This window comes from Paraburkholderia sp. 32 (genome assembly GCF_050435345.1).
Taxonomy (GTDB): Bacteria; Pseudomonadota; Gammaproteobacteria; order Burkholderiales; family Burkholderiaceae; genus Paraburkholderia; species Paraburkholderia tuberum.
Genome location: NZ_JBNDKD010000001.1, coordinates 849,773 through 867,131, shown reverse-complemented (window position 1 = coordinate 867,131; position 17,359 = coordinate 849,773). Strand labels below are relative to the sequence as shown.

Below are 17,359 nucleotides of genomic sequence, written 5' to 3'. Positions count from 1 at the left end.
TTTACTTCGACGGTCGCGCGATCAGCCGAAAAGCGCGGCGACATTTTCCGGCGGGCGGCCGATGACAGCCCGTCCGTTTCTGACGACGATCGGTCGTTGCAACAGAATCGGATGCTTCGCCAATGCGTCATAGAGCTGGGCGTCCGTCAGCGCCGTGTCGGCAAGATTGAGCTCTTTATATTCAGCCTCGGTGTCGCGGATCATTTCGCGGACGGGACAGCCGAGTTGAGCATTGAGCTTCTCAAGCTCTGCGACGGTGAGTGGCTTCTTTAGATATTCGACGATTTCCGTCGCTTCGTTTGCGGAGTTGTAGGTGTTCGCGACGAGTTCGCAGGTGGTGCGAGATTTGGAGCAGCGCGGGTTGTGGTAGATGGTGATCATGGCTGGATTCGGGGCTTACGCCGTTGAAGGTTGCTGCGACGGTTAGAACGATTCGGGAATTTTAGCGGGTGACTTGACGACGTGGCGCGGGATGACTGCGCGGCATCCGCGTTGTTTGAACCATCGGCGAGGTGGGTCGGTTTATGCGCATAAACCGACGCTGCCTTCGAGGCGAGTGGGAATAGTTTAATGCTGGCACCCTGAGTTCTAGTCGCACCTGAGATTTGCTCGCGCGGGCGCGATTCAAACGACAACCTATATCCCCCGCTGATGAGGCGCCGGATGCAGTTTGCCGCTTGCCGCCATGTCTGGGGAGAATCGGCGTCGGACGAATTCATGACGAATGGTCCCTCCGGGCCAATTGGCACGCGAACTTTTGCGCATAAAGTCTGGCACCTCTCACCCCTTTGGTCGCTCAGATGCGTGCGCTCCTTTTCTCTACACATCAGCCCGAGAATCGCGAACAGTCACCGACGACTGTGCACGCAGTGCGCGAGCACTCGTTACTTTCCCTTTGCCGCCGCCGGACAGCGATCAGCAACGCTTAAGCCCCAGTCCACGCTTGCCCTGATATCCCGCAAGACCCCGGACACGCGTCCGATGCCTCTTTATGCGCATAAACCCTTTGCCGAATGGCCAATTTCCGAACTGCGCTTACGCAAATCATTTGAAATAGCACTTCAACCAGGTAAAATCCATTTGCGTCTAAAAAGAGGAGGTGAAATTTGGCGGCAGAAATCATCGCGGTAACACAGCAGAAAGGCGGGGTCGGGAAGAGCACCATCGCGATGCATCTCGGCGCTGCATTTCACGAGAAAGGCAAACGCGTTCTCGTCGTCGACGCGGATGGCCAAAACACTCTGATTCACTGGGCCAGTGCTGCCTCCGACGGCGACATCGGTATTCCATTCGCCGTCGTCAACCTGTCCGAAGCAGGCAGCCAGATCCATCGCGAGATCAAGAAGTTCGTGGCTGACTACGACATCATCGTCGTCGACTGCCCGCCCTCCATCACCGAAAAAGTCTCGGGCGTCGTTCTGCTCGCGGCGAGCGTCGCGGTAATCCCAACTTCCTCGTCCCCTGCCGATTACTGGTCGAGCATCGGCCTCGTCAAGCTGGTCCAGCAAGCGCAGGTCATGAACGAAGACCTGCGAGCCGTGTTCCTGCTCAACAAGACTGAAGAGAAACGGATGCTGACGCGCGAACTGAAGCGCGCGCTCGAAGAACTCGGCTTCCCTCTCCTCAAGACCCAGATTCCCACGCGCGAAGCCTACAAGCAGGCAATGGCGTTAGGGCAAACGGTGCTTCAGATGAACGACCGCGGCGCGAAGCTCGCCGCGCTCGAAGTACGGGCGTGCGCCAACGAGATCGCCGCCTTGCTCCCATGAATTTATGCGCATAAAGGACCCTGAATGAAACCGTCCCAGTTCGCCAAAGGCTTTCAAGCACGTCCTGACACGACCAGCAGCGAAAAGCGCACCGCGCTCGACCGTCTGAATGCGATCGACGGCCTGGTCAGCAACGAGGCGAAAACTCCCACGATCGCCGGGCGTCCGATTCCGGCCGTCTTGCCGTCGCGTCTGCAGGACGCGAAGATTCCTGATCCGGACAACGAATCGGCGGCCTACCGCGCCTGGAGGCTCGAGCACGGCTATCGTCCCGGCCAGATCATCGAACTGGCGCTCAAGACGATCAAGCCGAGCCCGTTCAATCCACGGTACTTCTATGTGAAGTCGTCGATTGCGGAGCTTGCCGTCAATCTGGCGAAGCAGGGGCAGCAGCAGGCGATTCACGTCATTCCCGACTATGACAACCCTGGCACCTACTTCGTCAGTGACGGCGGCAGACGGGTGCGTGCGCTGAAAGAAGCGAACAAGGAGTCGGTGAAAGCGATCGTCATCGATCTGCCGATCGGCATCCAGAGCTACAAGCTCGGTTACGACCTCAACGTGCAGCGCGACTCGCAGACGGTGTTCGACAACGCGGTCGTGTGGCGACGCTTTCTCGACGAGCGGCATTTCCAGAGCCAGAAGGAACTGGCCGAACATCTCGGCCTCGACGAATCGACGGTCGCAGTCGCGCTGTCCATCGCCAAACTCCCGGAAACCGTGATGCAGGAGATGGTCGCGCGCCCTGACCGCTTCGGCTCGAACATGGCGTATCAGGTGGGCCGCTACCACACGGCTCGCGGCGCGGAGGCGACACTGCGACTGATCAACCGGATCCTTTCCGACGATCTGAGCACACGCCAGGTCGCCGACATCGTCAAAGGCCGAGCGACCTCGCAGGAAAGCGCCAAACCGGCGGGCCGGCAGCGCTACGCGCAACGTCTGGAAATCAAGCTTGGTGGTGTGTCGGTCGGCGATCTGAAGTCGTATGGGGACGACCGGCTCGAGTTGCGCCTGAAAGGCCTCACGCGTGAAAAGCGCGACGACATCCTGCGGCAGATCGAGAAGATGCTGAAGTAAGACGTGAGGGCGGTGCGCATGCACCGCCGCCTGGATTTCAAAGGCAGTTATCGACCCATCACGCCGCGCGCGACTGGCTCAGCGTAAAGGCGAGCAGGTCGCCGTCGGTCGGTTCGCCCCAGGTCCTGCGCGCGAGCCAGTCGAAGAACGCCGTTTCGACGATCTTCGAATCGAGCCCGCGACGCCGCCAGTCGTCGCGCATGTGCGTGCCGAGCCCCGGCAATTCATCTTCCTCGAACGACTGTCGCGCGATATCGCGCTCCGACTCGCCCTGTTCGTTGTACAACTCGTAGGCCTGCTTGCGACGGTAAGCCGAGTATTCACCGAGCAGACGCGCCTTCAGATCGTCGGCCGGCGACGCCGCGGCCTTGCTGGTGCCGCCACCCGCGGGCAGCGCCTCGACCGGCGGCGCATAGCCTTTCTTCAACGCATCCTTGAACAGCGCCGGCGCACTGCGCACCGGCGGCAGTGACGTGCTGCGCATACGCTGCTCGGTCATCTGCAGCGCCGCGCGGATCCGGTTCTCCTCGCTGTCCGCATAAAGCGTCTGCGCCTCCTTGAGCGGAATGCCGATCTTCACCATCCGGTCGACCAGCGTGCTGTCGAACACGTTCGGATGTTCGTCGAGCGCGAGCATCGGCTGCTTGCGCTCGGTCACGCGGAACTGGATTTCAGCGACGCGCCGACCCTCGCGATGCTCGATCAGCTCGACAAAAATGTTCGTGACCGCGTTGACCTCGGCGATGGCCGGGCGCAGGTAGTCGCGCTTGAAATACTTGTACTCGCGCTTCGCCTCGTCGCCGGCTTCAGTGTCCGGCGTGCCCGACAGAATCGGCCGCCACCATTCCCAGGTCTCGCGCATCGTCAGGTGGCTGGGGTTGGTCAGGTAGCGTACGCAGATCTCGTAGAGTGCGAGGCCCGCGCTACTGCGCAGCTGGCTCTGGAACTGCAGACTCAGCCGCGCATACTGAACCGGATCGAGCAGTTTCTTCTTGATCTTCGGCGCAAACGAAAACTCGACCCAGACGCGACGCGTGGTCGGATCTTCGAGAATTTCCGCGTCCGCGATCAGCGTCGAAATACCCCATTTGCGGCCAGGCTTCTGACTCGACGTGCCGGTGCTCCACTCGACCTGCACCGACACCATGCGGCGCAGATGCTCCTTGACGAGCGCGGTGTCATTGGAATCGAACGCGGAATTGGCGACGATGTCGGACAGCAGCGCCCGATAGGTGTCGCCCGATTCATCCGCTTGCTGGGCCACCGCGAGTAACACGTTAAATAGCTTGCGCGTGAGCAGCGTGATCTTGCCGCTCTTGGGCTGGATCGCGATCGCCTCGACGGCTTTGCGCAGCTCAGCCGAGCTCGGGCTGACAACATCGGTCTTTTTCGCGCGCTTCGTGGCCATGCGTCGGGGTGAGGAGGGGATTTCGCGAGAGCATACCGGCTGTGGTGATACGCGTCTATAGCGCCCATCTCACCATTGCCGGTGAAGCGAGTTTACGAAGCGCAACTCACCTCGACCAACTCCCGAAAACCCTCACCTCGTGTGCGTGCCGCCAGGATCGGGCTCTCCTTGCCGGTCGCGGCGTTTGCGAATCGGGCCCGTTTCGCCGCGTGCGGCAACGGGGAGCACGTGATCCCGAATCTTCTCACCTCAAAAATTTTCGCGGATTTTTTCGAGAACCTCGTGTAAACGGATGGCGTCCGGGGCGGCTGATGACTTCGTCGTGCGGCCTCGCGATCGTTTCGTCGATCGTCGCGTGCTGCCGGCCGATGCACAGTCCCGGTTCGATAGATGGAATGCCCGCACGGTATTGGGCCCGCAACGCGGCGTGGGCCAGCGACGGGCGCCCCGTCAGCCCTGTTGTCGGTGCATCAAGCTTCCTATGGCCGGGCGCGCCATTCGACTGCTTGGTACCTTCCGCTGACGATTCAGCCCTCACTACCGAGAACCTGCCGGAGTTAACCACCTGTTTCGACTTCGAGCCTCGTCCGAAGCCGCCGAAAAAGGGGAGATCCAACCAAGGCAAATCCTCACCGCTCCGATGCTCCCGAAAAACCTCACCGTAGCACCGCAGAACGGCACAACACGACACGCGCTCATGCCGCGCCAGTACCGCATTTCCCCAATGCAACCTCCTGAAAAGCGTCACCTTTGACCTTTATGGAGGCCCCCGCGCCCCCTTCCAAAGAACTCCTGAAAACTCTCACCTTTGCTGGAGGACAGGAAAAACATCAATGATTTCCGTGACTTGCGATAATCCCATCTAGCGCTCGAACCATCGGTGTTCCCGTAAAATCTCACCTTAAGCCAGTTTTTCGCACCGCAGCACTTTTCATTGCGTCCCCGCGGACCTCCCGAAAAGACTCACCTTTGCAATCAGAGACCAGGTATACCTACGCGCGCAAATTGCCATCCGCCGGGCATCTCCGGCCGATAGCCCGCGTTTCAGTCCCGAATCTCCTCACCTTAACGCGCAAAACCCTATCCAGACCTTCCCGAAAAGCCTCACCTTTGACGGAATCGCCGGCCAAATCAGCTTGAGGATCTAGCTGATCAGCCAGTTCCCCGAATCCCCTCACCTTTCCAATCGCCAGCGGTTCCCGCCGACCAGTCTTTCGGGCAATCGATGCGTCGAATTCCATGTTGGCTCCCGTAAAACCTCACCTCAGCAGTATGGATGCTCAAAAAGAAAGCAAAACTGGACCCCGCGCCCCGAAAAATCTCACCTTCGTTTTACGTTTTCTCCCGCCACGGCTCACCAAAGCCGTTAACCACCCCAAAAAACCGGCAAAAAACCATTCTCGCGAGCCTCCCGAAAGCCCTCACCTTGCTCAGACCAAACCGAACAGACACTGTCGAGGGGTGTCGGGCGCTTCGCGGCTGCGAAGTCCCGCAAAACCTCACCTTTGCCCAAACCCCACGTATACGGCGTTTCCTGAACCCGCTCACGTTCCGTCCCGCAGCCGCTCACCGAGCTTCCCGAACCCCATCACTCGAGTTTCCCGCAGACCCTCACCAAGTCTCCCGCAAAGCTTCACCTTGCTGTCCTGAAAGCCGCGCCAGATAAGGGTTTGCCGAGTCGTTAACGTCTTTAACAAGGGTTCAAAGGTGTTTATTTTTATTACTCTCAAGCCTTACACCCGCGAGCCCCGTGAAACACAGGCTCAACACCCCGCAGCCATTGCCGATCCATCGTGAAACAGTGCGCGATCATGCGGAAATCAAACAAAATTCTTCTAATACAATGGCTTATTGGCTATTCTTCGTTTTGTTTCACGGAGAAAAACGGCAGGCGCGTGTTTACTATCGCAATTTGCACGCAAAAGCCCGTCGGTATACGCCAATCCGTTCGCCACCGATAAATCGGTAGCAAACACTACGTAAATTGTTATGATCCATCCAATTCGAGCCACATCGAGGTAAACATGAATCTGGATCAGGAGCGGCAAGCCATTCGCGACGAGCTTGAATCGATGCGTGCGCAGGGCGTGCGCCGCCAGGATCTGTCGCTGCATGCATGTAAACGGCTTTTTTTCGATCTCGGCATCCGGCCATCGATGGCGGCCGTGCGCGATCTCACGCAAACCGGCAGCGCGAGCGACATCCCGAAGGACATCGATCATTTCTGGGAGCGCATCCGCAGCGTGTCGCGGGTCAAGGTCGGAGCGGGCGCGATACCAAAGGCACTGGAAGATCGCGCCGGCGAACTGCTCGGCGCGCTATTCGAAGAAGCGGTCGTGCAGGCCAAAGCGTCGCTCGATGGCGAACGTGAAGAGATCCGCGCGCAGATCAGCGCCGCCGATCTACGCGTACGCGAGGCGGAAATTCGTCGGGATGCGGCCGACGACGCCATCAGGCGCAGCGAAGCGCGCGCCGAAACCGCGTGGGAGCGGGTTCGCGCACTTGAAACCCAGTTATCGAGCGCGACTACGCACGGCAGCGTTCACCTCGAAGGCATGCAGGCAACCACGCGCCGGCTCGACCAGGAGAACGAGGCGCTGCGGCAACGGCTCGAAAACGAACAGACTGCCAATGCTGCGTTGCGGGACCGGATCGACGCGTTGCACGTCGAATTGCGGCAAAGCACGGAGCACTATGCACAGCAGATCAAGGATGCGGTGGCCGAAGCCGAGCGGCGCGTCAAGCCGATGCTGGTCGAACTCGACTCGCTGCGTAGCATGGCCGCGACGTATCAGTCCGGCGTGCGTGATGCGAGCCGCAAGGAATTCGAGTTCATTCAGCAGATTGCCGCCGCCAAGGCGCGCGCCGATCGGCTCGACACGCAACTGCGCGAGCAGTCGGACGAAGTCGACGCGCTGACGAAAGAAGTCGCCACCCTGCGTGGCCAGCAGGGCATCGATCCGGCCATCGCCGTACTGTTGTGCTCGCTGGTTACTGAGGGGCGGCTCACGAGCAAAGAGTTGAGCATGATCGGCACCGCGGCTGACGGCCACGTGACGCTGCCCGCGAGATGCCCGAAATGCGAGGAAGGTGAGCCGGAGCTGTCGCAGGTCGATCACCGTTTCGAACTGTTCTGCCCGGAATGCGAGCACTCTTCGGGCCTCGGCGAATCGAGGCTCGCGGCGGTGAAGCAGTTCCTGTCGAACGATGGCGCCACCGCGCCGTCGTCCCGCTCCGTCCACGCGATGCGTTAACCAGAGGCGGCCAATCCAACGGGAAAAACGTCAAAGGTGAGGAAATTCGGGACCGCAACGGTGAGGTTCTTCAGGGTTCGCCGGCTCCCGTTTTCCTCGTCAAACGCCCATCACGGCGGGGCTCGGCCAACGGTGCCGCCGCTGGATCCGGCTCCTCTTTCGCGGGCGAATCCTGCTGATCAATCCACGTTTGCCACGCGCGATATAGCCGGTTCGCGGACACCGCCTGCACGAAGCCGAGCCATTGACCGACCTGTTCGGCCTCGACCCCGCTTTCGAACAGGTCCGCCGCAAACGTGTTGCGCAAGGTCTGCGGACTCGCGCGCGATTGGCGCGACGTGGCAATCCCCGCTGCATCGACGAGCGCATCCACCGCGCGCAGCATCGTGGCCTTATGCATCGGCCTGCCCGACGGCGATGCGGGAAACACAAGCTTGCCGGCCAGCTGCGTCAGCCGGCGTTCGGCTAGCCAGGCGTCGAGAATCGCCGTTGCGAACGGCGCGAGTCGCGTGCGCCGCGTCAGCACTGGATTCGCGGACTCGATCGTGACCCACGGCGAGCCCTCTCTCACGCAACTAACCGTAAGCGCTCCCGCTTCGCCCGTCTTCAGTCCTGCGCCCAGAAACACCGCGATCAACGCGCGATCGCGTCGCTCTCTCCAGCGCTGCGCGGTCGACAACGCCGGCAACGGCGCGAACAGCCGCGCGATCAACGCAGTGCGTTCCGCATGCGTGAGAAACCCGGTCGGCTCATTGTCGCGCGCATTGCGCCACGCGGCTTCCCCGTCCTGCGCGATGAAACGAGCCGGGTTGGTCGACGCCGATTCGATCTCGCGCACGTGATCGAGCACGCGCTCGATAAGCCGCAAATAGCGGATCCGCTGCGTTCTGCGAATCTCGAGGCTGGCGACGAATTCGGCGATCGCGGGCGTGTCGACCGTCGCGAGGCTTTGTTGCCGCGCGCCGAGCCAATCGAGAAACTGCCCCCACTGCGCCTGATAGACCAACGCCGAAGAGCGACGGAAGTGCTGCTTCGCGAGCCACGCATCGAACGCGACCTGCGGGTCGCGACGCCAGTCTTCGCGTTGCTGATCGAACAGATCGGTAGAGGGCGCGGGACGGGGAACGGGGTCGGACAGATGAGGAGGTGACATGGGCAATCCTTCCGTTAGTTGCACCGTTTGGTCCGCGTATTGTAGGCGCTGACCGCCGCAAGGCCGACCGCGGGGAATGGATGAGGATCCGAGCCATCCCGACGTGGTGCCGCCATTAGCCGCCCCACGCCCGGGCGCGCTTTAAGGGCGCATCGGCCGGCCGTGGCAGCGCCGCCCGGCGCGCCGCTTCCTCGTACGCATTGACGGCAAACGCAAAAACGGCGGGCAATGCGTTGGAGGTGCCGAAATCCACGCCGTCATCGGTTTCTGGATAAGGCAGATCGGACGGGCGCTGGAACAGCCCGAGCATCAGCGCGTCGTGCCGGCTGGCAAAACCGAGATCGGCCAGCGCCTCGGCTTCGATGGCGTGGAGCAGACGCCACGTGAGCGGCACCTGCCTGACGATGTAGCGCGCGGCGATGCTGCGCACGATATGTTCGAGATCGCGCGCGGCGGTCTGGAAGCGCAGCGCGGCGAGAGTTTGATCGGTAGGGTCGGTTTTCAGGTTGTTCATTCTCGGCTCCAATCGACACCCGATACTGTACAAACATACAGTACCGGGCGCAACCTGGCCGAACGGCCTAACCGTGAATCACGACCAGCAGCGCTTTCGCCTCGCTCTTGCCGACGTTGCGGATCGCGTGCGGAACATCCGCGACGTAGCGCGCGGTGTCCGCGACCTTGAGCCGCTTCGTCGCGCCGGCCGCCTCGATCTCGATCGAGCCGTGCAGCACGGTCAGATGCTCGCGCGTGCCTGGCTCGTGCGCGTTCGACACGAGAGCCCCGCCTGGCTGCAGCGTCAACTCGTACCACTCGAACTTGCCGGCCAGCTCGATCGGTCCCCACACACGCAACTGGTATTTCGCTTCGTGACCGCTTAGCGTAGGAATATCGCGCGGTCCGGAAACGGCGATTGCCTCAGGCGACTTCGGCGGCGCAAACAGCGAATCGAGACTTACGCCGAGCGCATTGGTCAGCCGCCATGCAACCGCGATCGTCGGATTGGCCTTGTCGCGCTCGATTTCCGAGAGCATCGATTTCGACACGCCGGCCGCGCGCGACAGATCATCGAGCGTCATGCGCCGCTCGGCGCGCAGCCGTTGAATCTGTTCGCCGACGCGCGGCGGCGCCGCAATCGCCGCACTCGGCGGTAATGTCGCGCTGGCGGAGGTGGGCGCCGCATTGGACGCGGTGCGGCGTGTACCCGAACTTGCCATTTCCAGACCCATCGTTTAGAGTTGTTCGATATACCGGATTTTAGTTCGGAAAAACGAAAATATCCGATAAAGCTGACAACCGACTATAACAGGCCGCCCTTCCCGCGCGCATGCGAATGCGGGCGCCATCACTCTCAGGAGTCCCGTTCATGCGTGACCAATATCTTGCCCATTTGCGCGGCACCCTCGACCAGATCCGCGCCGACGGCTTCTACAAGAGCGAGCGCGTGATCGCGAGTCCGCAGTCGGCTGACGTGCGTCTTGCCGACGGCAGCGACGTGCTGAACTTCTGCGCAAACAACTATCTCGGTCTCGCCGACGACACGCGGCTGATCGAAGCCGCCAAGCAAGGCCTCGACAGCGACGGCTTCGGGATGGCGTCGGTGCGCTTCATCTGCGGCACGCAAACCGTGCACAAGCAACTCGAAGCGGCGCTCGCCGCGTTCCTGCAAACCGACGACTGCATTCTCTACTCGAGCTGCTTCGACGCGAACGGCGGCCTGTTCGAAACGCTGCTCGACGAAAACGACGCGATCATCAGCGACGAGCTAAATCACGCGAGCATCATCGACGGCGTGCGGCTGTCCAAGGCGAAGCGCTTTCGCTACAGGAACAACGACCTCGGCGATCTCGAAGCGCGCCTGCAGGAAGCCGATGCGGCGGGCGCGCGCTTCAAACTGATCGCGACCGACGGCGTGTTCTCGATGGACGGCATCATCGCGAACCTCGCCGGCATCTGCGATCTGGCCGACAGGTACGGCGCATTGGTGATGGTCGACGACTCGCACGCCGTCGGCTTCATCGGTGAACACGGTCGCGGCACGCCCGAGCATTGCGCAGTGATGGCGCGCGTCGACATCATTACTGGCACGCTCGGCAAGGCGCTCGGCGGCGCATCGGGCGGCTACGTCGCGGCGCGCAAGGAAGTCGTCGAGCTGTTGCGGCAGCGCTCCCGCCCGTATCTGTTCTCGAACACGCTCACGCCGAGCATCGCGGCGGCGTCGCTGAAGGTACTCGAATTGCTCGCCAGCGATGAAGGGGCGCTGCTGCGCGCACGCGTGCGCGAAAACGGCGCGCATTTCCGCCGCGCGATGAGCGCGCTCGGCTTCACGCTCGTGCCGGGCGAACATCCGATCATTCCGGTCATGCTCGGCGACGCGCAACTCGCGGGAAAGATGGCCGATGCGCTGCTGAAGCAAGGCGTCTACGTGATCGGTTTTTCGTTCCCGGTGGTGCCGCGTGGCCGCGCGCGCATCCGCACGCAGATGAGCGCCGCGCACACGCCGGAGCAGATCGACCGTGCCGTCGAGGCGTTCGCGCGCGTCGGCCGCGAGCTCGGCGTCATCACCACGTGATCGCCGCGTGATTCGAATGGAGAAGCAGATGAAAGCATTGGCAAAACTCGAACGCGGACCGGGCCTCACGCTGACCGACGTGAAGAAGCCCGAAGTCGGTCATAACGACGTGATGATCCGCATCAAGCGCACCGCGATTTGCGGCACCGACATTCATATCTGGAAGTGGGACGACTGGGCGCAGAAGACGATTCCGGTGCCGATGCACGTCGGCCATGAATACGTCGGCGAAATCGTCGAGATGGGGCAGGAAGTGCGCGGCTTTGCGATCGGCGATCGGGTGTCGGGCGAAGGACACATCACCTGCGGCTTCTGCCGCAACTGTCGCGCGGGCCGCCGGCATCTGTGCCGCAACACGATCGGCGTCGGCGTGAATCGCGAGGGCGCGTTCGCCGAATACCTGGTGATTCCGGCCTTCAACGCGTTCAAGATCCCGCCTGAAATCTCCGACGATCTCGCCGCGATCTTCGATCCGTTCGGCAACGCGACGCATACGGCGCTGTCGTTCAACCTCGTCGGCGAAGACGTGCTGATTACCGGCGCTGGGCCGATCGGCATCATGGCGGTCGCGATCGCCAGGCACGTCGGCGCGCGCAACGTCGTGATCACCGACGTCAACGACTATCGCCTCGAACTCGCGCGCAAGATGGGCGCGACGCGCGCGGTGAACGTGTCGCGCGAATCGTTGCGCGACGTGATGCACGATCTGCACATGACCGAGGGCTTCGACGTCGGACTCGAAATGTCGGGCGTGCCGAGTGCTTTTACGGGCATGCTCGAAGCGATGAACCACGGCGGCAAGATCGCGCTGCTCGGCATTCCACCCGCGCAAACCGCGATCGACTGGACCCAGGTGATCTTCAAAGGCCTTGAAATCAAGGGCATTTATGGGCGCGAGATGTTCGAGACCTGGTACAAGATGGTCGCGATGCTGCAAAGCGGCCTCGATCTGTCGCCGATCCTCACCCACCATTTCAAGGTCGACGACTATCAGGAAGCCTTCGCGACGATGCTCTCCGGCGAAAGCGGCAAGGTGATTCTCGACTGGACCTCTGCCTGAGTCGGCACCTCACCGTCTGAACGCTGACGCCCGCAGCGCGCTTACGCGCCTGCGGGCGTTTTCACGAACTCGGCCTGGATGCGCACGTGAATATCGTCGCCGACGGCCGGATACCAGGTAGACAGACCGAACTTCGCGCGGCTGAAATGACCGTCCGCGGAAAAGCCGAGCGTGTCCTTCTTCGTTAGCGGATCGGGCGCGAAGCCGTTGAACGTGACGTCGAGCGTGACCGGCTGCGTGACGCCGCGGATCGTCAGATCGCCGCTCAGCGTGCCGCGCGCTTCGCCGGTGCGCTCGAAACGCGTGCTCGCGAAGCGGATCTGCGGATAGCGCGCGACGTCGAGCATGCTGTCGCTTTTCACCATCTTGTCGAGCAGCGGCACGTTCGTGTCGATGCTCGCGGCGTCGATCGCGACCGACGCCGTGCTGCGCTCGAGGCCGGCGTCGTTCCAGTCGAGCTCCCCCTGCTTGCGATCGAAACGCATCGTAAAGCGCGTGTATTTGAAGTGATCGATATCGAACGTGATGCTCGTATGGTCCTGATCGATGTCGTAGCGTCCGGGCGGCACGCGCGCCTCGTTCTGACTGACCGAATGCGTGAGCACCTGGATCGGCGTGCAGGCCACCGCGCCCAGCAGCGTTGCACCGAGCAGCGCGCGCACCCACGCGGTGCGAACGGAGGATGGTTTCATCGAAGCGATTCCGGTTGAGCGGCGATCAAGCGATCTCCATCACGATAGCAGCAAGCGCACCCACAGCGCCGAAGCTCGAAGAAAAACTTGACGATGGAGAATGATCGTTCTACCTTTTCGTCCATGACACACGAAACGATTCCGACCGATCCAAACGACGCGGCCCAGTCCGGCACGGCGCGCGAGCGGCTGCTCGATGCCGCCGAGGCGCTCATCTACGCCGGCGGCATCCATGCAACCGGCGTCGATGCGATCGTGCGGCAGTCCGGCACCGCGCGCAAAAGCTTTTACACGCATTTCGAGTCGAAAGATGCGCTAATCGCGGCCGCGCTCGAACGGCGCGACGAGCGCTGGATGAACTGGTTTATCGCCGGCACGCAACGGCGCGGCAAGGGCGCGCGCAGACGCCTGCTCGGCATGTTCGACGTGCTGCGCGAGTGGTTCGCATCGGCGGATTTTCATGGCTGCGCGTTTCTGAACGCGGCCGGCGAAATCGAATCCGCCGACGATCCGATCCGCGTCGTCGCGCGCAAACACAAGGCACGGCTGCTCGGTTTCGTGCGTGCCGAATGCGTCGCGTTCGTCGTGGAAGCCGAAATCGATGCGCGTCGCGCGGCGCCGCTCGCGCGGCAATGGCTCGTGCTGCTCGACGGCGCGATCGCGGTGGCGCTCGTGAGCGGCGAAGCCGATGCGGCGCTCGACGCGCAGGCGGTTGGCAAGACCTTGCTCGATGCGGCAGCGAAACCCGCCGCAACCAAACGGCCGCCATCGCGGCGCACCACCACCTGACTGAGGAACCATCATGACCGATACGATCGAAGCCCGCCCGCCGCTGCCGCCATTCACTCGCGATACCGCGATCCAGAAAGTGCGCGCCGCGGAAGATGCGTGGAACACCCGCGAACCCGAGCGCGTATCGCTCGCGTACACGACGGATAGCGTGTGGCGCAACCGCGCCGAATTCGTGCATGGCCGCGCGGAGATCGTCGGCTTTCTGCGCCGCAAGTGGGCGAAGGAGCTCGACTATCGGCTGATCAAGGAGCTGTGGGCGTTCACCGACAATCGCATCGCGGTGCGCTTCGCGTACGAATGGCACGACGATTCGAACAACTGGTTCCGCTCGTATGGCAACGAGAACTGGGAGTTCAACGAGCATGGTCTGATGGCGCATCGTCACGCAAGCATCAATGACCTGCCGATCCGCGAAGCCGACCGCTTGTATCGCTGGCCGCTCGGCCGGCGGCCCGACGATCACCCCAGCCTGTCCGATCTCGGTCTGTAGACGTTCCCACCATATTCATCGCCGGCGGCGCACCCGATGCGCGCCGCGAACTTCTTCACCGCTTGTTCATCACGGCGCCATCGGTTCTCCGTTATGGTGGCGGTTCCGCCTGCGGGGGCACGTCGCGTGCCCGGCCGGCCGAGCGAGTCCTCGACATCGACCGCACGGCTTCAGGTACAGTGCGCGACGGGCGGCACGCGGATCGCCAGAACACCATGACACCGGCGCTCGACCGGTGACGGAGAAGAAATGCACTTCAGGCAGATGAACAAGAATATCCGGCGCGCCGCGGTGGCGCTTTTCGCCAGCTTCGCGGCGCTCTCCGCGGCGCATGCGGGCAACTGGTGTGACGGCGGTGTATGGGTCGACGCGATGCTCGGCTCGTATCACATCAACCCCGATCCCGATACGCACTTCGAGCAGTTCAATCCCGGGCTTGGCGTCGAATGCTGGCTGAACAACCAGTGGGCGCTGACGGCCGGCGGCTTTCGCAACTCGCTGCGTCGGCCGTCCTACTACGGCGGCGGCGTGTGGGCGCCGGAGTTCGCGCATTGGGGAATCGTGCGGATCGCGGCGATCGGCGGGATCATCTCCGGCTATAACTATGGCAACTGGGGGCTTGGCAGCAATCACACGATCGGCCCGGTGGTCGCGCCGATCGTGATGCTCGAATACAAGCGCGTCGGCGCGAACTTCATCGTCATTCCGCCGATCCCATCGGACAATCTGCCCTTTACGATTGGTTTTCAGCTGAAGGTAAAGTTCTGACGGAGCTATCACCGTACAAAAAAGATGCGACTTTTAGAACATCGCCGGAAACTGACAATAAAATCGCGACCTCACATCTCACAATATGGAAAACGAGTCGCTCAGCCTTATCGGGCGTGGACGCCAGCAATTGGGTGCGTGCATTCCAAACGCACTTAACTCCGCGAAATTTTCCTTCTGTGGCAGTGTATTTAATTCGTTATTCTAAGTAGAACTTGCGACTTTCCTTATTGCGCGCAGCTCCCGAGGCGAGCCATGCAAGAAGTCTGCACAGGTCAACTGTACTTCGTAGGCTCTGCAGAACCGCAATCCAATGCGGTCTCAAATTCGAAGATTGGCTACGGTGAGCGATCGAATCGGAATTAATTCACCGATTCAAAACTTTTTGAGGATAGGTGAGCGGTTCCAGGATGGTGAGGACTTCCAGGAGGCAAGCAAACCTTGCGGCTGCTTGTCGATGCAATAGGTGAGGCCTTTTGGGCGCCAGCGACGCGGGATGAAGCGGTGGCAGTCATATTCATATCTCACCGCTGGTGAGAATTTCCGGCACGCGCCATTTCACCGAAGCCTGCGAATAGGTGTCAACGAAGGTGAAGGAATTCGGGATGGTGAGGATTTCCAGGAGTAAGACGGTGAGCAGGTCAACATCTCCCGAATACACTCACCTCGCCTAGTGCAGGTGCTGTCGAATCAACAGCAAGCTCCAATTGTGGGCGGCGACAATTAGCATGGCCGGCCATGCTGCTTGACGCTCTCTAAATTGGGAGAAGAGGACGATGAGTGCGCCGCGACGTCGTCGCGTCGGTGTGGCCGATCGAACAAGCCGCCGACCCTACGGCTTCAATGTAAGACGGCGGACATTCTTTCCGCTCCTTGACCAACGCTTTCCAGGACTACGTTTTTCGACGTATGCCTGAAGATCGTTGCACCATGAGTGTCCACTGCTTTGTCCCAGATCTCGCACAAGTTTGAGAACCTTTACCCGGACGCAGTACCCGAGAATGGAGGTTAAAACATCAACGCGAAGATTTCGCATTAGGTCAGCGATATGCATTGCCTCTTCCAGCGTCTGTCCTTTCCATCCTTCCTTGCCTATGTCGCTCGCGAGTTCCAGAAGCGCGAGTTCCGGGATTGAAACGAGAATTTCCTTATTCTTGTTTGGCAATGGTCGCAGCCAATCCATTATTGGTGCATCGTCCCGAAACAGTTGAGTGGTTTGAAAGCTGAAGGGCATGTGTTCGCGTACCCAGTCCGGAAACCTATACGACCGGAAAGCCCATAGAGCGATTCTGGGGCGGAACGCTATGTTGTGTCTTATCCCCTGCCAATCAAGCGCGGCTTTTCCCCCGACATGTAGGCCGGGCACGCGTCGGCTCAGATAAGCAATAACGCCGTCCGTCGATAATTGGTCCCCGACGAGTAGATAGGCCCCCTTCGAGAGGCGTTTGAGCCAGCCGGCACGAACCAGGTAACTGGTTTGTGATGCCCCAATCGCGAGCGCCCGTAGCATTTCCGGGTCCAGAGGTTGACCACGGGGTGCCTTCTCCAGAAAACGTTGTATGGTTGTATTAGCCAAGCATCAGCCCTTAGCGTACTTTTTAAGACATATCTGTCGAGGATATCACCGTTCCTGCAAATAAAGTACGCAAAGTATCGGCGGCTTCGCTTGCACCTGCTGGCTGAAGAGAGTAAGGACCAAGTAAGGTAAGCGAAAACACGCTGCCGTGCCAGTGAGAACGAGTTAGACGGCAGGCCGAAATAGCGACGTGATTGCCCCATTTACTGGCGGGTGTGCATGCGGATCGATCCGCGATGTATGCTCGGCGCGCCAGTTGCGACACTGAGCTGTCACTACTCGGACAGCCAGCGCTCAAGTGGTGCTCCTTTTGCTTCCGGCTTCATTGTGCGTGTGTCGGACGTGACGGTCATCGGCACGCCGAAGACCGTACTCGGTTCGTGCCAGCAGTGGCAGGCTCGCGACTCGCAGCTTTTGTTCCAATTGCGGCTGTCCTCTGTTCACGCGCGGTGAGACCGCTCCAGAAGTTATGTCCATCCGTTTCCTTACTCTGGACAATCCGTCGGAGTTTCAGCCAATGCTGGATATCTGGATATCTGGATATCTGGATATGTAATGCACAACCATGGGTTTGCCTTAGCCACGCAATTCCTCAATATCCTCGCTCGCCCTAGTTCCCGTTCGCCGATCGTGCGACTGTCCGTTTCGGAGGAATTTATACTGTGCTCCAACGTCCGCAGTGGACCGAGGTGATGTCCGCTGATTTACCTTGGCTTGGAAGTAATCATCTGCATCAAGCTTGCTC

General features: G+C 60.9%; 17 protein-coding genes and 1 pseudogene. 9 read left to right on the top strand and 9 right to left on the bottom strand.

The annotated features are described in order from the left end of the window. Window positions 1-21: 21 nt before the first annotated feature. Window positions 22-381 carry an arsenate reductase (glutaredoxin) gene (arsC, locus tag OKW26_RS04075; protein ID WP_429352760.1) on the bottom strand — a complete coding sequence of 120 codons (360 nt, stop codon included), beginning with the start codon at window positions 379-381 and terminating at the stop codon, window positions 22-24. Window positions 382-1,106: 725 nt separating this feature from the next. Here arsC and parA point away from each other — a divergent pair. Further along, complete coding sequence (gene parA / locus OKW26_RS04070; protein ID WP_013092840.1) at window positions 1,107-1,769, top strand: ParA family partition ATPase; 663 nt, start codon at window positions 1,107-1,109, stop codon at window positions 1,767-1,769. Between the two features lie 24 nt (window positions 1,770-1,793). Further along, window positions 1,794-2,849 carry a ParB/RepB/Spo0J family partition protein gene (locus OKW26_RS04065; RefSeq protein ID WP_429352759.1) on the top strand — a complete coding sequence of 352 codons (1,056 nt, stop codon included), beginning with the start codon at window positions 1,794-1,796 and terminating at the stop codon, window positions 2,847-2,849. Between the two features lie 58 nt (window positions 2,850-2,907). Here the strand turns inward: OKW26_RS04065 and OKW26_RS04060 are convergent, their stop codons facing one another. Then, the gene (locus OKW26_RS04060) at window positions 2,908-4,257 is read right to left on the bottom strand and encodes a replication initiation protein (RefSeq protein WP_184057688.1); all 1,350 of its coding nucleotides are present in this window, start codon (window positions 4,255-4,257) and stop codon (window positions 2,908-2,910) included. Between the two features lie 244 nt (window positions 4,258-4,501). Beyond that, window positions 4,502-4,873: a hypothetical protein gene (locus tag OKW26_RS04055; RefSeq protein ID WP_429352758.1), complete on the bottom strand. Its 372-nt coding sequence runs from the start codon at window positions 4,871-4,873 to the stop codon at window positions 4,502-4,504. 1,408 nt (window positions 4,874-6,281) lie between these two features. On the opposite strand from OKW26_RS04055, the gene OKW26_RS04050 reads away from it, so the two are divergent. Further along, complete coding sequence (locus OKW26_RS04050) at window positions 6,282-7,511, top strand: DNA-binding protein (RefSeq protein WP_429352757.1); 1,230 nt, start codon at window positions 6,282-6,284, stop codon at window positions 7,509-7,511. Between the two features lie 70 nt (window positions 7,512-7,581). Here OKW26_RS04050 and OKW26_RS04045 read toward each other — a convergent pair whose 3' ends face one another. The 3 genes from OKW26_RS04045 to OKW26_RS04035 all read right to left on the bottom strand — a co-directional run bounded on the left by OKW26_RS04045 (window position 7,582) and on the right by OKW26_RS04035 (window position 9,893). After that, window positions 7,582-8,664, bottom strand: a complete 1,083-nt coding sequence (locus OKW26_RS04045; protein ID WP_429352756.1) for a tyrosine-type recombinase/integrase — start codon at window positions 8,662-8,664, stop codon at window positions 7,582-7,584. 115 nt (window positions 8,665-8,779) lie between these two features. Beyond that, a complete protein-coding gene (locus OKW26_RS04040; RefSeq protein WP_184073414.1) occupies window positions 8,780-9,178 on the bottom strand; it encodes a DUF2471 family protein in 399 nt (132 codons plus the stop codon). 67 nt (window positions 9,179-9,245) lie between these two features. Continuing rightward, complete coding sequence (locus OKW26_RS04035) at window positions 9,246-9,893, bottom strand: helix-turn-helix domain-containing protein (protein ID WP_429352755.1); 648 nt, start codon at window positions 9,891-9,893, stop codon at window positions 9,246-9,248. A 137-nt stretch (window positions 9,894-10,030) separates the two neighbouring features. Between OKW26_RS04035 and OKW26_RS04030 the strand changes: the two genes are divergently transcribed. Both OKW26_RS04030 and tdh read left to right on the top strand, forming a co-directional pair. Continuing rightward, entirely contained in the window at window positions 10,031-11,236 is a 1,206-nt protein-coding gene (locus OKW26_RS04030) for a glycine C-acetyltransferase (protein ID WP_429352754.1), read from the top strand. 28 nt (window positions 11,237-11,264) lie between these two features. Beyond that, the gene (gene tdh / locus OKW26_RS04025) at window positions 11,265-12,296 is read left to right on the top strand and encodes an L-threonine 3-dehydrogenase (RefSeq protein ID WP_429333135.1); all 1,032 of its coding nucleotides are present in this window, start codon (window positions 11,265-11,267) and stop codon (window positions 12,294-12,296) included. A 41-nt stretch (window positions 12,297-12,337) separates the two neighbouring features. Here tdh and OKW26_RS04020 read toward each other — a convergent pair whose 3' ends face one another. After that, on the bottom strand, window positions 12,338-12,988 hold the full coding sequence (locus OKW26_RS04020; protein WP_429352753.1) for a YceI family protein: 651 nt from the start codon (window positions 12,986-12,988) through the stop codon (window positions 12,338-12,340). 123 nt (window positions 12,989-13,111) lie between these two features. On the opposite strand from OKW26_RS04020, the gene OKW26_RS04015 reads away from it, so the two are divergent. The 3 genes from OKW26_RS04015 (at window position 13,112) to OKW26_RS04005 (ending at window position 15,038) form a co-directional block, all read left to right on the top strand. Next, window positions 13,112-13,777 carry a TetR/AcrR family transcriptional regulator gene (locus OKW26_RS04015; protein ID WP_429352752.1) on the top strand — a complete coding sequence of 222 codons (666 nt, stop codon included), beginning with the start codon at window positions 13,112-13,114 and terminating at the stop codon, window positions 13,775-13,777. A gap of 13 nt (window positions 13,778-13,790) precedes the next feature. Next, complete coding sequence (locus OKW26_RS04010; RefSeq protein ID WP_184057675.1) at window positions 13,791-14,270, top strand: DUF1348 family protein; 480 nt, start codon at window positions 13,791-13,793, stop codon at window positions 14,268-14,270. A gap of 249 nt (window positions 14,271-14,519) precedes the next feature. Continuing rightward, on the top strand, window positions 14,520-15,038 hold the full coding sequence (locus OKW26_RS04005) for a hypothetical protein (protein ID WP_090808157.1): 519 nt from the start codon (window positions 14,520-14,522) through the stop codon (window positions 15,036-15,038). Between the two features lie 517 nt (window positions 15,039-15,555). On the opposite strand, the gene OKW26_RS04000 is transcribed toward OKW26_RS04005, so the two are convergent. Both OKW26_RS04000 and OKW26_RS03995 read right to left on the bottom strand, forming a co-directional pair. Beyond that, window positions 15,556-15,699 (bottom strand): hypothetical protein, encoded by a 144-nt coding sequence (locus OKW26_RS04000; RefSeq protein WP_429352751.1) that lies wholly within the window; start codon window positions 15,697-15,699, stop codon window positions 15,556-15,558. A gap of 171 nt (window positions 15,700-15,870) precedes the next feature. Next, on the bottom strand, window positions 15,871-16,614 hold the full coding sequence (locus OKW26_RS03995; RefSeq protein WP_429352750.1) for a type IV toxin-antitoxin system AbiEi family antitoxin domain-containing protein: 744 nt from the start codon (window positions 16,612-16,614) through the stop codon (window positions 15,871-15,873). 379 nt (window positions 16,615-16,993) lie between these two features. On the opposite strand from OKW26_RS03995, the pseudogene OKW26_RS03990 reads away from it, so the two are divergent. Continuing rightward, window positions 16,994-17,170 (top strand): annotated as a pseudogene (locus tag OKW26_RS03990) (GFA family protein); the annotation flags it as partial. Window positions 17,171-17,359 lie beyond the last annotated feature (189 nt).